Raw genomic sequence first — 12,626 nt, 5'->3', positions numbered from 1 at the left:
CTGCTACGGGGAGCTGAGGCGCTCAGGGCGGCGGCGTCGCAACGCCTGGAGACCGCTTCTGAGTCGGGTGCTCAGGCAGCCGACGAGCAGACCGGCCGCGAACGGCAGGTCGTCGATCAGGTAGCGGCGCGCCAGCCGCCCCGGCTCGGTGAGGAGCCGGAACGCCCACTCCAGCCCGATCCGCCGCAGCCACTCCGGCGCCCTGGCCACGCTGCCGGCGGCGAAGGCGATGGCCGCCCCGCAGCCCACGAACCACGCCTGCGGCAGCTCCTCCCGCAGGGAGGCGATGAGCCGGTCCTGACGCGGGAAGCCGAGCCCGACGAAGACGATCCTGGGCCGGGCGGCGACCACCTTACGGCGGGCGCGGGCGATCCCTTCGGGGGTGGCGTCGAAGCGGTACGGCGGCGCGTCCACCCCGCACACCCGTAACCCTGAGTGTCGCCGCCTGAGCGCCCCCGCCGCCTTCCTGGCCACGCCGGGCGGACCGCCGAGCAGGTAGACGGGCCAGCCGCGCCGGGCGGCGAGCCCGCTGAGCGACCAGATGAGGTCGGCGCCCGTGACCCGTTCCGGCACTGGTGTGCCCAGCAGCCTGGCGGCCCACACCAGCGGCATCCCGTCGGGGACGACGAGATCGGCGGAGCACACCAACCGCCGCAGCTGCGGATCGGCGGCGGCCGCGCGGCAGATGTCCACGTTCGGCGTGACGATTCGCCCACCCCGGCCGGCCTCCAGCGCCGTGGCCACCCGCTCGACCACCTCCGCCTCCGTCAACGCATCCACCCCGACGCCACCCACGACCACCCGCCCACCACCGGATCCCTGTCGCGGTGCGTCGCCTTGGGGCGGGGTCAAATGCCGTGTCCGCGATGGTGCAGGGCCGACAGCACCCTGGGCGCGGAGACGAGCCCGGCCGCCACCGCGAGCGCGATCGGGCCGCGCGGTTCGCGGGGGCGGGCGGCGAAGGCGCGGGCGGCCCAGCGGACGGCCGCGCGCCGCCGTCCGAGCGCGGCATGGCCGAAGGCGAGCTGGCCGTAGACCCGCGCCGCGCCGCACGGGTCCACGGCCAGTTCCGGATGCCGGGCGAGCATCCACTCCAGCCCGGCGATACGGTCCGCCCATCGGGCGGCATAGTGGGACCCGGCCCAGCGCACGAGCACAAGGGGTCGGTCGGCGTGGACGAGCGGCCGCCGCTTGGCGGCGCGTAGGGCCAGGTCCCAGTCTTCGTTCTGTCCGGCGGGGGCGCTCTCGTCGGGCCGGAGCTCGCCGCGCCGGAACAGAAAGGTCGATGAGTGCACCATCACCATCCGCGACCGGATCAGGTCGGCCGCGGTCACCACGGAGGCGCCGGCGAGGCGGGCCACCCGATGGCCGCGGTGCTCCACCTCGATGCCGCAACTGGCGAACTCGCCGCCGTCGCGCAGCGCGTGGAGCTGGGCGGCGAGCTTGCCGGGCAGCCACACGTCATCGTCATCACAGAAGGCGATCAGGTCGGTGTCACAGGCGTCGATCCCGGTGTTGCGCGCACCGGGCAGCCCGGGGGTGCGCGTGTTGGCCAGAACCCGCACGGCCTCCCACCCGCCGGCCGGTTGCCCGCCCGCCTGCCCAGCCTCTCGCAAGCCGACTTGCCCGGCCCCCCACTCGTAGGCTCGCCCGGCCAGTTGCCGGCTCACCTCACGGGGGCTGACGCCGTCCGCCACCACGACCACGTCGAGCCGCCCGGCGTGGTCCTGGGCGAGCACGGCCGCCACGGCCTCCCGCAGCGGCCCGGGCCGGTCGCCGCGAGTCGGGACGACCACCCCCACCGAGGGCGTCATGCCGCCCCCCGATATCCGTACCGCGCCCTGAGCGGCCAGGTGAGGGCGCTGACCACCCGCCGGTCCGCCGCGGCCAGCCCCGACCGCCACGAGTCGTCCCGGCGCAGCTCGATCCGCCCCACGTGGAAGCGCATCGGGTTGCCCGAGGCGGTGTGGGAGTGGCCGAGCCAGGCGGTGCGTCCGTGCAGGAAGGGCAGCTCGGGCTCGGGCAGCCCGAGCCGGAACGCCAGCGTCCGCAGGGTGTCGGCGGGGGCGGCGAGCAGGTCCTCGTACCGGATCCTGGTCACGCGCGCCCTGCGCATGGGCAGGAGTTCGAGCGCGGCGTTCTGGGCCGTCCAGTGGACGGCGGTGCGGGCCGGGCTCCAGCGGGTCATCGGCCGCCCGTCCTCGGGCCGCCGCACGGTCCTGCTCCAGGAGTGGGCCACCGCGCGCGGGTCGCGCACCACGTGCACGATCTTCAGGTCGACGCCGCCGGCGATCAGGCAGCGCGCCAGCGAGGCGTGCTTGCTGGAGTCGACGACGACCTGAGCGCCGGTCGCGTCGTAGAGCAGCCGGTACGCCCGCACGTATTCGGCCAGGTCGGGATGGCCGATCCGGGGGATTCTGCGGGTGCGGTCGATCCTGGCTCTCAACTTCAGGATCCGTTCTGCCGACCCTCGCGTCCAGCCACCAAAGGCGCGCTCCCCCACGAAGCGCCAAAATGGACACGAAGGGAAGGACGCACCGCACCCGCAGAGCTCTTCCGCGAGGACCCCGCGCTCCCAGAGGTGCACCACCTCGCCGAGCGCCACCACACCGGGAAGCTCGCCGAGGAGCCTCTCCAGCAGCGTGGTGCCGCTGCGGCCGAGACCGCCCAGGAAGATCACCTGGGCGGGCGTGCGATCTGTCACGGAGCCGGGCCTTCGCGTCGTCAACTACGGAACGCGACGACCCTAGCGCGCAGGGTAATCGTCAGGTATAGAAAACCCTAAAAGATCTACCTCAGCTGGCGTCCATGATCATGCCGGCGCCGACCGTGCCGTTCGTGGACTCGTCCACGAGGATGAAACCGCCGGTCATCCGGTTGCGGGCATAGTCGTCCACGAACATCGGCTGGGTGACCCGCAGCGACACGCGCCCGATCTCGTTGAGCCCGAGCGAGGTCGCCTCCTCGTCCCTGTGCAGGGTGTTGACGTCGAGCCGGTAGTGCAGGTCACGCACCATGGCGCGGGCCGTACGGGTGGTGTGCTTGATCGTCAGCTTCGAGCGCGGCGTCAGCTTGACCCCGTCGGCCATCCAGCAGACCATCGCCTGCAACTCCTGCGCGACCTGGGGCTGGTTGTTGGGCCTGGCGATCATGTCGCCGCGCGAGATGTCGAGGTCGTCCTCGAAGCGCAGCGTCACCGACATGGGCGGGAACGCCTCCTCCACCGGCCCGTCGAAGGTGTCGATGGAGGCGATCCGCGTGGTCAGGCCCGAGGGCAGGTGGACGACCTCGTCGCCGGGCTTGAGTACGCCGCCGGCCACCTGGCCCGCGTAGCCGCGGTAGTCGTGGAAGGCGTGGTCGGTGGCCCGCTGCGGGCGGATCACGTACTGGACGGGGAAGCGCACGTCGACCAGGTTGCGGTCGGAGGCGATGTGCACGTTCTCCAGGTGGTGCAGCAGCGAGGTGCCGAGGTACCAGGGCATGTTCTCCGAACGGGAGACCACGTTGTCGCCGTTGAGCGCGGAGATCGGGATGAAGGTGAGGTCAGTGACGTTCAGCTTGGACGCGAACGCGGTGAACTCCTCCCTGATCTCCTCGAAGCGCTCACGCGAGTAGCCGACCAGGTCCATCTTGTTGACGGCCAGCACGAGGTGCGGGACGCGCAGCAGCGAGGTCAGGAACGCGTGCCTGCGCGACTGCTCCAGCACGCCCTTGCGCGCGTCGATGAGGATGATCGCCAGGTCGGCCGTGGAGGCGCCGGTGACCATGTTCCTCGTGTACTGGATGTGGCCGGGCGTGTCGGCGATGATGAACTTGCGGCGCGGCGTCGCGAAATACCGGTAGGCCACGTCGATCGTGATGCCCTGCTCCCGCTCGGCCCGCAGGCCGTCGGTCAGCAGCGACAGGTCGGTGTATTCGGTGCCCCGGTCGCGCGAGGTGCGTTCGACGGCTTCGAGTTGGTCCTCGAAGATCGCCTTGGAGTCGAAGAGCAACCGTCCGATGAGGGTGGACTTGCCGTCGTCGACGCTTCCCGCCGTGGCAAAGCGAAGGATGTCCATTAGCTGTGACCTTCGTAAGTAGACGCCGTCTGAGCGACTGGTACGGACGGTTCCATCAGAAGTAGCCCTCGCGTTTCCGGTCCTCCATGGCGGCCTCGGAGGCGCGGTCGTCGGCCCTGGTGGCCCCGCGCTCGGTGATCCGGGTGGCCGCGATCTCCTCGATGATCTCCTCCACCGTGCCGGCGCTGGACTGCACGGCGCCCGTGCAGGTCATGTCGCCCACCGTGCGGTAGCGCACCACCGACTCGAACAGCGGCTCGTCGTCGCCGCGCCGCACGACGTCGGAGTCGGGCAGCAGCATGCCGTCGCGCTCGAAGACCTTGCGGGTGTGGGCGAAGTAGATGGAGGGGATCTCGATGCCCTCGCGCCTGATGTAGTCCCAGACGTCGAGCTCGGTCCAGTTGGACAGCGGGAAGACGCGGATGTGCTCGCCCTTGCGGATGCGGGAGTTGTAGAGGTTCCACAGCTCGGGGCGCTGGTTCTTGGGATCCCACTGCCCGAAGTCGTCGCGGAAGGAGAACACCCGCTCCTTGGCCCTGGCCTTCTCCTCGTCGCGCCGAGCGCCGCCGAACACCGCGTCGAACTCGTGCTCCTCGATCGCGTCGAGCAGCGTGGTGGTCTGCAGGCGGTTGCGCGAGGCGCGCCGCCCGGTGTCCTCCACGACCCGGCCCTGGTCGATGGACTCCTGCACGCTGGCCACGATCAGCCGCGTGCCCAGCTCGGCCGAGCGGCGGTCGCGGAACTCGATGACCTCGTCGAAGTTGTGGCCGGTGTCGACGTGCATGAGCGGGAACGGGATCGGCGCGGGCCAGAAGGCCTTCTCCGCGATGCGGAGCATCACGATCGAGTCCTTGCCTCCGGAGAAGAGCAGACACGGACGCTCGAACTCGGCCGCCACTTCGCGCATGATGTGGATGGCCTCTGCTTCGAGCACGTCGAGCTGCGACGTCGTGTAGTCGCGCTGGAGCATGGGAGCTTTCCTCCGGCGGTTCAGCGGTGCAGGTCCCGGATGCCGGCGAGCAGGGATGTCGCCAGCTCCGGTAGGGAAACCAGGATATCCGGTAGTGATGGGTCGGCTTGGTTGTAGGTCAGCTCGGAGCCGTCGATCCGGCTCGCGTGAACCCCGGCGGCCTGGGCGACGGCGACCGGCGCGGCCGAATCCCACTCGTACTGGCCACCGGCGTGTACGTACGCCTCGACCTCCCCGGTGAGCACGGCCGAGATCTTCGCGCCGGCCGAGCCGATGGGCACGAGGTCGGCCCCGAGCAGGTAGGCCAGCTTGCGCACGAACTCGGGCGGCCGGGTGCGGCTCACGGCGATGCGGAAGCGGCCCTTCTCGAAGGCGGGCGGCTTCGGCGGCTCGGCGGTGGTCAGAGTGCGGCCCTGCGCGGGCAGGGCCACGGCGCCGGCGGCCAGCCTGCCCCGCTCCCACAGCGCCACGTGGACCGCCCAGTCGGCTCTTCCCGCCTGATCGTCCAGCCGCTCGGAGAACTCGCGCGTGCCGTCCAGGGGATCGACGATCCACACCCGTTCGGCGCTCAGCCGGCGCGGGTCGAGCCGCTCCTCGCGGGTGGCCTCCTCCGACAGCACGCTGTCGGAGGGCCGCAGCCGGCCGAGGGACTCCATGAGGTAGACGTGGGAGGCGCGGTCGCCCTCCGCCCGCAGCGCGGCCGTGTCGTCGTAGCCCGTGCGCTCGCGGATCCGCAGCAGCCGCTCGCCCGCCTCGTTCGCCAGATCGGCGGCGAGGGCGTGGTCGTCGCGAATCGTCATCAATATGCTCCTTGCCCGCGGGCGACGGCCGACCAAGTCTTCCACAGGATCTGTAGGTCCAGGGTGAGGGACCAGTTCTCCACATAACGCAGGTCCAGACGTACGGATTCCTCCCAAGATAGGTCAGATCTCCCACTGACCTGCCACAGCCCGGTCAGCCCAGGGCGTACGAGGAGTCGTCTACGCACGTCGTCACCGTAGCGCGCCACCTCCTCCGGCAGCGGCGGCCGGGGGCCCACGAGCGACATGTGGCCGCGTACCACGTTGAGCAGCTGGGGCAGCTCGTCGAGAGAATGGCGGCGCATCAGCGAGCCGAGCGGGGTGACCCGCGGGTCGTTGCGCAGCTTGAACAGCAGCCCGTCGCGGTCGCTGACCAGCGTCACCTTCTGCTGCTCCGAGCCGCGCCGCATCGTACGGAACTTCACGATCGTGAACAGCCGCCCGTCCCTGCCCACCCGGGTCTGCCGGAACAGCGCCGGCCCCGGGCTGGTCAGGCGCACGGCCGCGGCCAGCCCGGCCAGCGCCGGAGACAGCAGCACCAGCAGGACGGCGGCCACCAGCCGGTCGAAGACGTTCTTGGCCAGCTGCCTGACCCCGGCCAGCTCGGGATGATCGACGTGCAGCAGCGGCATGCCGGCGATGGGCCTGATCATGGTGCGCGGCCCGGCCACGTCCATCAGCGCCGGGGCGACGACCAGCTCGGTGCGGGTGCGCTCCAGCCGCCAGGCCAGCCGGCGCAGCGCCTGGCCGTCCATCTCGGGGCAGGCCAGCACGGCCACGGTGTCGGCGTCGTACTGCTCCACCACGATCGGCACGTCGGTGAGGTCGCCCGCGACCGGGACGTCCGCCACCCGCTGGCCGGGGTGCCCGCCGGGCAGGCAGGCGGCCACCACGTCCATGCCGTGATGGTGTTCGCGGCGGAAGAGCCGGATCAGCTCCTCGATCGAGGACTCGTGACCGGCCGCGACCACCTTGCGCATGCAGGCGCCCGCGGCCCGGCGGCGGTGCAGCGAGCGGCGCAGGGCGTACCTGAAGACGAGGGTGAACAGCGTGACCAGGGGCAGGGCCAGCACGACGTAGCCGCGGGCGACGTCGGTCTTGGTCACGTAGGAGCCGATGGCCGTGCCGGCGACCAGCGCCACGCCGGTCTGCACGACGCGGCGGAACTCCTCGGAGCCGACGCCGAGCATGCGCGGCTCGTACGCCCGGTTGAGCGCCACCGCGCAGCACCACACCCCCGGCAGCACCATGCTGACCAGCAGGTACGGCAGCACATAAGGGGTGATCCCGCCGAACCTGATGGAGAAGGCGGCCCCGGCCCCGATCGCCGCCCCGCACAGGTCTCCCGCCACGGCCATCAGCCGGTAGGAGCGGACCCAGGCGAGCGTGCGCGGCCGGTCTCCCCAGCCGAGTTCATGACCCGTCCTGACGACGGCCATGACGCCATCACCGCGCACGCCTGCCTCCAGGTGACCATTCCCGCACGGACAGTCACAGATCGTAGCCGCCTGGAAGGCCACGAACCAGCGAACGGCTCTATGCGGGGATCAGCGAGGAGGGCCGGATATGTGCAGATCAGCCCGGTGGAAGTCGTTCTGCGTCGTCTCCAGGCCGCGGGCCATCAGCGACTCCACCACGTCGGCGGCCCGGTCGACCAGGAAGGGCAGGTCCTTGCGCTCCATGGTAGCGAAGTCTCTGAGCACGAAGGAGGCCGGATCCATCCGGCCGGGCGGTCGCCCGATGCCGAAGCGCACGCGCAGATAGTCGCGGGTGCCGAGGACCTTGGTGATCGACTTGAGGCCGTTGTGGCCGTTGTCGCCGCCGCCCAGCTTGGCCCGCAGCGCGCCGTAGGGCACGTCGAGCTCGTCGTGGACGACGATCAGCCGCTCGGGGCCGATCTTGTAGAAGTCGCAGAGCGCCTTGACGGGGCCGCCGGACAGGTTCATGTACGTCAGGGGCTTGGCCAGGACGGCGGCGCTCGTCTCGCACACCTCGGCCCGGCTCTTGTGCGCCTTCAGCCGCCCGCCGGCCCTCGCGGCCAGCTCGTCCAGCACCATGAAGCCGGCGTTGTGCCGGTTGCCCGCGTATTCGGGCCCTGGGTTACCCAGTCCGGCGATCAACCAGCGGTCCATGCGTTCCCCTCACAGCGGAACGGGACGGCTCGAGTCCGGCCGCCCCGTTCACGATCGAATCGTCGCTTACTCGCTGTCGGCCTGCGCGGTCTCGCCCTCGGCGGCGCCCTCGGCGGCCTCCTCGGTCTCCTCGGCGGCCTCGATCGGCTTGTTGATGACCTGGAGGATCACGGTCTCGGGGTCGGCGGTCAGCGTGCTGCCCTGCGGCAGGCGCAGGTCGGCGGCGGTGACCACGGTGCCGACCGTGAGGCCCTCGACGTCGACCTCGACGCCGGTCGGGATGTGGGTGGCCTCGGCCTCGACGCCGATGGAGACGAGCTGCTGGTCGAGCAGGCCCTCGGAGTTGACGTCGCCGACCGTGGTGACCGGGATCTCGACCGTGACCTTCTCGCCGCTCCTGACCAGGAGCAGGTCGACGTGCTCGACGAAGCCCTTGATCGGGTCGCGCTGCACGCCCTTGGGCAGCGCGAGCTCGTCCACGCCCTCACCCTTGAGGCGGATCAGCACGTTGGGCGTGCGCAGCGCGAGCAGCACCTCGTGGCCCGGCAGGGTCAGGTGCTTGGGGTCGATGCCGTGCCCGTAGAGAACGGCGGGCACCTTGTCTTCGCGGCGGATCTTGCGGGCGGCGCCCTTGCCGAACGCGGTGCGCGGCTCGGCGGCGATGCGAACTTCAGACACGACATCTCCTAGGGATGCGGTAGGCGGCTGGTGCGGCGCTCTCCCTGACCCGCCCTAGCGGGAGGCGTTACGAGCGCAACCTGTTCAGTCTACTGGCTCAGGTGTCGCCCTCGAACAAGCTCGTGACCGAACCGTCCTGGAACACCTCGGTGATCGCGCGGGCGATGAGCGGCGCGATGGACAGCACGGTGAGCTTGTCGAACCTGGCGCTCTCGGGCAGCGGCAGCGTGTTGGTGACGATGACCTCGGAGATGCGGGAGTTCTTCAGCCGGTCGACGGCCGGGTCGGAGAAGACCGCGTGGGTGGCGGCCACGATCACGTTGGTGGCGCCCTGCTCGTAGAGGGCGTCGGCGGCCTTGCAGATGGTGCCGGCGGTGTCGATCATGTCGTCGATGAGGACGCAGGTGCGGCCGCGTACCTTGCCGACGACCTCGCTGACCTTGACCGAGTTGGCCACGTCGAGGTCGCGGCGCTTGTGGATGAACGCCAGCGGCGTGCCCAGCGTGTCGGCCCAGCGCTCCGAAAGGCGCACCCGGCCGGTGTCGGGCGAGACGACCGTGGTGTTGTCCAGGTCGAGCTTGTTCTTGAGGTAGCTCTCCAGCACCGGCATGGCGAACAGGTGGTCGACCGGGCCGTCGAAGAAGCCCTGGATCTGGGAGGTGTGCAGGTCGATCGACATGAGCCGGTCGGCGCCCGCGGTCTTGAACAGGTCGGCCATCAGCCGGGCCGTGATGGGCTCGCGGCCGCGGCCCTTCTTGTCCTGGCGGGCGTAGCCGAAGAACGGCATGACCACGGTGATGCGCTTGGCGGAGGCCCGCTTGAGCGCGTCGACCATGATGAGCTGTTCCATGATCCACTTGTTGATCGGCCCGGTGTGGCTCTGGATGACGAACGCGTCGCAGCCGCGTACGGACTCCAGATAGCGGGCGTAGATCTCGCCGTTGGCGAAGTCGATGAGTTTGGTGGGGGTGAGTGAGACGCCGACGTGTTCGGCGACCTCATCGGCCAGCTCTGGGTGGGCCCGGCCGGAGAAGAGCATGAGGTTCTTCTCGCCGGGCTGCTTGATGCTGGTCACTGCTCTTTCTCCTGATCTTGCCCGGCCAGCGCCCGCTCGGCGGCCGCGGCCGACTTCGTGCCCGCGCGCCTGCGCACGACCCATTTCTCGATGTTGCGCTGCCGTGCGCGGGCCACGCCGATGGCGCCCGGGGGGACGTCGTCGGTGATGGTCGAGCCCGCCGCCGTGTAGGCGCCGTCGCCGACGGTCACCGGCGCGACCAGCATGGTGTCGCAGCCGACGAACGCGCCGTCGCGCACGGTGGTGTGATGCTTGTCGACCCCGTCGTAGTTGACGAAGACCGTGGAGGCGCCGATGTTGACGTCGTCGCCGATGGTGGCGTCTCCGGCGTAGGACAGGTGCGGCACCTTGGAGCGCTGGCCGACCTTGGTGTTCTTCATCTCGACGAACGTCCCGGCCTTGGACCGGTGTCCCAGCACGGTGCCGGGGCGCAGGTAGGCGTAGGGACCGACGTTGGCCTCCGGGCCGATCTCGGCGTGGTCGCAGACCGCGTTGCGGACCACGGCGCCCTCCCCGACGTACGTGTCGGTCAGCGTGGTGCCGGGGCCGACCTCGGCGCCGGCCTCGATGACCGTGGCGCCGTGGAGCTGGGTGGCGGGGTGGACGACCGCGTCGGGGCCGATCTTCACCCCGACGTCGATCCAAGTGGTGTCGGGGTCGATGATCGTGACGCCGGCTCGCATGTGGGCCTCCAGCAGGCGCCGGTTGAGCACCTTGCGGACGGCGGCCAGCTGCACGCGGTCGTTGACGCCCTCGACCTCGACGAAGTCGGCGGCCACGCAGGCGCCGACCCGGTGGCCGTCGCGGCGCAGGATGGACAGGACGTCGGTGAGGTATTCCTCGCCCTGGGCGTTGTCGGTGGACACCCGCTTGACGGCGTCGGCGAGCAGGAGGCCGTCGAAGGCGTAGATGCCGGAGTTCATCTCCTTGACGGCGCGCTGCTCCGGATCGGCGTCCTTCTCCTCGACGATCTCCAGGACCGCGCCGGCGTCGTCGCGGATGATCCGCCCGTAGCCGGTCGGGTCGGGGACCGCGGCCGTCAGCACGGTGACCGCGTTGCCCTCGGCGGCGTGCCGTTCGAGCAGGCCGGCCAGGGTCTCGGTGCGCAGGAGCGGCACGTCGCCGTAGGTGACCAGGACGGTGCCGGAGATCGTACCGACCTCTTCGAGCACGGTGCGGACGGCGTGGCCGGTGCCGCGCTGCTCGCGCTGGACGACCGCGCGGGCGTCGGGGCTGTTGGCGGCGAGATGGCCGCCGACCTGCTCAAGGGCGTGGCCGATGACCACGATGAGCCGCTCGGGGTCGAGGTCGCGGGCGGCGGAGAGCATGTGGTCGACCAGTGCTCGGCCGCACACCTCGTGGAGGACTTTCGGGGTCTGGCTCTTCATCCGGGTGCCCTCGCCCGCGGCGAGGACGATCACGGCTGCCGGGCGCGGCACACTCACGGACTGAGGCTCCTGTGGCTGGAAGGATCAGGGCTGTGCGGTACGTCTACCGCACCGCTACCCTCCCGACACCGTGAGGATACCTGGCCTCACCCCGGAGATTTCGCGGGGGGAACACCTCAGAGCTCCCGGAAGAGGACTCGAACCCCTACAAAGTGGACCAAAACCACTTGTCCTGCCGATTAGACGATCCGGGACGGGCCGAACACGTGATGTCCGACACCCCCTACGATACCGACCCCGCGGCCTGGCGCGCGCCCGTATATGACCTCCTGCCCGCGGCCGTTGTTGTAACAGCCCTGATAGCAGGGGTTTCGGAGCGGACGCCCCTATAACAGACCGTCCGAAACGACGCAAGCCACGATCCCCACGCACCTTGCCGGAAGCGCCGTCATCTTCCCGACATTCCCAACTTAGGTCTTCCTAACTTACGCTGGCGTAGGTTACGGTGGCGTAGCCTGGACATAAACCACATACACGTCGTTGGAGGTCGCCAGTGACCGTTATCGCCGAGCGTTCAGCCCCTTCCCCGAAGCCGGAGTTCGAATCAGAACCGAAGTCCAAGTCCGAGCTCATCACCTTCGGACTGGTCGTCGGGCTGCCCATCGTCGCGCTCGTGGCGGCCGTGCCGTTCGCGTGGGGCTGGGGGCTCGGCTGGACGGACATCGCCATCGCCTTCGTCTTCTACGTGGTCTCCGGGCTCGGCGTCACGGTGGGGCTGCACCGCTACTTCACGCACGGCTCGTTCAAGGCCAAGCGGCCGCTGAAGATCGCGCTGGGCATCGCCGGCACCCTGTCGCTGGAGATGTCCGTGCTCGACTGGGTGGCCACGCACCGCAAGCACCACAAGTTCTCCGACAAGGAGGGCGACCCGCACTCGCCGTGGCGCTTCGGCCCTGGCTTCAAGAACATGGCCAAGGGCCTGCTCTACGCCCACATGGGCTGGCTGTTCGAGAGCGAGCGGACCAACAGGGAGAAGTACGCCCCCGACCTGTGCAAGGACGAGGACGTGCTGAAGATGCACAAGTGGTTCGGCGCCATGGCGCTCACCTCGATCCTGCTGCCCGGCGTGCTCGGCCTGCTGCTCACCTGGTCCTGGCAGGGCGGCCTGACCGCGCTGTTCTGGGGCTCCATCGTCCGCATCGGCCTGCTGCACCACGTGACCTGGTCGATCAACTCGATCTGCCACGTCTTCGGCGAGGAGGACTTCCAGGTCCGCGACAAGTCGCGCAACGTGTGGTGGCTGGCCATCCCCTCCTTCGGCGAGTCGTGGCACAACCTGCACCACTCCGACCCGACCTGCGCCAGGCACGGCGTGCTCAAGGGCCAGATCGACCTGAGCGCCGGTCTGATCAGGATCTTCGAGAAGCTGGGCTGGGTGTACGACGTCCGCTGGCCGACGCCCGAGCGGCTGGCGGCGAAGCGCGTTGCCTGACCCTGCCCATGATCCGATGAGCGGCCACGGATC

Annotated in this window: 11 protein-coding genes, 1 tRNA gene and 1 pseudogene; 1 reads left to right on the top strand and 12 read right to left on the bottom strand. The window is 70.1% G+C overall.

Annotated elements, in window-relative coordinates; all coding sequences use genetic code 11:
• Positions 1–3: 3 nt before the first annotated feature.
• The 12 genes and pseudogenes from OIE67_RS53940 to OIE67_RS53885 all read right to left on the bottom strand — a co-directional run bounded on the left by OIE67_RS53940 (position 4) and on the right by OIE67_RS53885 (position 11,355).
• A complete protein-coding gene (locus OIE67_RS53940) occupies positions 4–780 on the bottom strand; it encodes a WecB/TagA/CpsF family glycosyltransferase (RefSeq protein WP_326634977.1) in 777 nt (258 codons plus the stop codon).
• 68 nt (positions 781–848) lie between these two features.
• Positions 849–1,814 carry a glycosyltransferase family 2 protein gene (locus tag OIE67_RS53935; RefSeq protein WP_326634975.1) on the bottom strand — a complete coding sequence of 322 codons (966 nt, stop codon included), beginning with the start codon at positions 1,812–1,814 and terminating at the stop codon, positions 849–851.
• Positions 1,811–2,680 carry a sulfotransferase gene (locus tag OIE67_RS53930; protein ID WP_326645790.1) on the bottom strand — a complete coding sequence of 290 codons (870 nt, stop codon included), beginning with the start codon at positions 2,678–2,680 and terminating at the stop codon, positions 1,811–1,813. The genes OIE67_RS53935 and OIE67_RS53930 overlap by 4 nt, the downstream gene beginning before the upstream one ends.
• A gap of 115 nt (positions 2,681–2,795) precedes the next feature.
• Positions 2,796–4,166: pseudogene (cysN, locus tag OIE67_RS53925) on the bottom strand (sulfate adenylyltransferase subunit CysN); the annotation flags it as partial.
• On the bottom strand, positions 4,114–5,028 hold the full coding sequence (cysD, locus tag OIE67_RS53920; protein ID WP_326634973.1) for a sulfate adenylyltransferase subunit CysD: 915 nt from the start codon (positions 5,026–5,028) through the stop codon (positions 4,114–4,116). The gene cysD and the pseudogene cysN, both read right to left, overlap by 53 nt.
• Before the next feature lie 20 nt (positions 5,029–5,048).
• The gene (locus OIE67_RS53915; protein WP_326634971.1) at positions 5,049–5,828 is read right to left on the bottom strand and encodes a 3'(2'),5'-bisphosphate nucleotidase CysQ; all 780 of its coding nucleotides are present in this window, start codon (positions 5,826–5,828) and stop codon (positions 5,049–5,051) included.
• Positions 5,828–7,267 carry a sugar transferase gene (locus OIE67_RS53910; protein ID WP_407674942.1) on the bottom strand — a complete coding sequence of 480 codons (1,440 nt, stop codon included), beginning with the start codon at positions 7,265–7,267 and terminating at the stop codon, positions 5,828–5,830. The genes OIE67_RS53915 and OIE67_RS53910 overlap by 1 nt, the downstream gene beginning before the upstream one ends.
• A gap of 108 nt (positions 7,268–7,375) precedes the next feature.
• Entirely contained in the window at positions 7,376–7,960 is a 585-nt protein-coding gene (gene pth / locus OIE67_RS53905) for an aminoacyl-tRNA hydrolase (RefSeq protein ID WP_106240454.1), read from the bottom strand.
• Positions 7,961–8,026: 66 nt separating this feature from the next.
• Entirely contained in the window at positions 8,027–8,638 is a 612-nt protein-coding gene (locus OIE67_RS53900; protein ID WP_326634968.1) for a 50S ribosomal protein L25/general stress protein Ctc, read from the bottom strand.
• A 97-nt stretch (positions 8,639–8,735) separates the two neighbouring features.
• Positions 8,736–9,713 (bottom strand): ribose-phosphate diphosphokinase, encoded by a 978-nt coding sequence (locus tag OIE67_RS53895; protein WP_326634966.1) that lies wholly within the window; start codon positions 9,711–9,713, stop codon positions 8,736–8,738.
• The gene (glmU, locus tag OIE67_RS53890) at positions 9,710–11,158 is read right to left on the bottom strand and encodes a bifunctional UDP-N-acetylglucosamine diphosphorylase/glucosamine-1-phosphate N-acetyltransferase GlmU (RefSeq protein WP_326634964.1); all 1,449 of its coding nucleotides are present in this window, start codon (positions 11,156–11,158) and stop codon (positions 9,710–9,712) included. The genes OIE67_RS53895 and glmU overlap by 4 nt, the downstream gene beginning before the upstream one ends.
• Before the next feature lie 125 nt (positions 11,159–11,283).
• A tRNA-Gln gene (locus tag OIE67_RS53885) sits at positions 11,284–11,355 on the bottom strand.
• Positions 11,356–11,654: 299 nt separating this feature from the next.
• Here OIE67_RS53885 and OIE67_RS53880 point away from each other — a divergent pair.
• Positions 11,655–12,593, top strand: a complete 939-nt coding sequence (locus OIE67_RS53880; RefSeq protein WP_326634962.1) for an acyl-CoA desaturase — start codon at positions 11,655–11,657, stop codon at positions 12,591–12,593.
• The last annotated feature ends 33 nt before the right edge of the window (positions 12,594–12,626 follow it).

Origin of the sequence: Nonomuraea fuscirosea, assembly GCF_035917475.1 — a bacterium.
In the GTDB taxonomy this organism is placed as follows: domain Bacteria; phylum Actinomycetota; class Actinomycetes; order Streptosporangiales; family Streptosporangiaceae; genus Nonomuraea; species Nonomuraea fuscirosea.
The sequence above is the reverse complement of the archived record's forward strand: the minus strand, read 5'-3'. Positions and strand labels throughout refer to the sequence as shown.